The sequence below is a fragment of the Micromonospora sp. DT68 genome (assembly GCF_049847245.1).
Taxonomy (GTDB): Bacteria; Actinomycetota; Actinomycetes; order Mycobacteriales; family Micromonosporaceae; genus Micromonospora; species Micromonospora profundi.
In genome coordinates this window covers 1-1,244 of sequence record NZ_JBNCNZ010000049.1, presented here as the reverse complement: position 1 = coordinate 1,244, position 1,244 = coordinate 1, and the positions used below count along the sequence as shown (strand labels likewise).

The window sequence follows — 1,244 nt, the reverse complement described above, 5'->3', positions numbered from 1 at the left end:
GCTAGTGCCGTGACCACGAACGTTGACGGTGTTGGGGTCAGGCTGCTCGGGTGGTGGGTTGGCCCCAGTGTCGTTGTCGTTCGCTGCGGATGCGGGCTCGTTCTCGGCGTTGGGCGGCCAGGACGTCGGGGTGGCGGGCGTTGGCGTTGCGCCAGCGTAGGTAGGTCTGCAGCCGCCGGGTCAGGACGGTGTGGTTGGGGTGGTTCGAGCCGGCGATGACGAAGGTGCGTAGCGGCCCGAACTGGGCCTCGATCGGGTTGGCCCAGGAGGCGTAGGTCGGGGTGAAGCACAGCTCGACCTTGTTGCGGGCCGCCCACCTGCGGATCTTCGAGCCCTTGTGGGCCGACAGGTTGTCCAGGATCACGTAGATCGGTGCGCCGTCCGGGCGGGTGGCGCGGATCGACTTGAGCGCGGCCAGGGTGTTCGCGGCGCTCTTGCGCCGCCGGACGACGCCCCAGAGTTGGTCGTCGCCGACGGAGTAGCAGCCGTGGAACTGCGGACTCCGTGCAGCTTGTGATAGTTCGCGGGCAACCGGCGGGGATGGCCTGCCGGAGCCCAATCGGCACCGGCCTGCGGCCTGATCACCAGGGGCCCGAACTCGTCGAACGCGAACACTCGCTGCGGGAAGTGGCTGCTGACGTACTCGATCCGGGCGAGTTTGGCGTTCCGGTCAGGGTCGGTGGACTCCTTCCACGTCTTGGTCCGCTGGAAGGTGATCTTGTGCTGGTGCAGGATCTGCCGCAGCCGTTCCCGCCCGATGCGGATCCGGCGGTCGGCATCCGTGCTCAGGTGGTCGGCGAGCTTGCGTACGCTCCAGCGGGTGAACGGTCGCCCCAGCTTTTCGGGGCGGGTGTGGGCCGTCTCGACGATGAACTGCTCTTCGTCGCTACTGATCTGGCGGGGACGGCCACCCGCCCACCGAGGGTCCAAGCAGGCCATCCCCATCTCGTTGAACCGGTGGATGACCTGCCGAATCGTGTCCTCATCGGCCTGGACGAGGCGGGCGATCGCCGGCACCGTGTTGCCGCCGGCCGAGGCGAGCACGACCATCGCCCGACGTAGGCGGATCGGGGAACCGCTTCCCCGGCGGGTGATTCTGAGCAGCTGCTGACCTTCCTGATCACTTAGCCGCCGCACGCGTACAGGTTCTGCCACCGCTACAGCCTGACCGCCCCGACGCCGCCCAGCCGACAGGCCCCACGGCGTGTCATCCAACACCGTGAACGTTCGTGGTCAGAGCACTA

Annotated in this window: 1 pseudogene; it reads right to left on the bottom strand. The window is 67.9% G+C overall.

Features of this window, described 5'->3' with window-relative positions:
- Positions 1-37: 37 nt before the first annotated feature.
- Positions 38-1,155 (bottom strand): annotated as a pseudogene (locus ACPXB1_RS30550) (IS630 family transposase).
- Between the last annotated feature and the right edge of the window lie 89 nt (positions 1,156-1,244).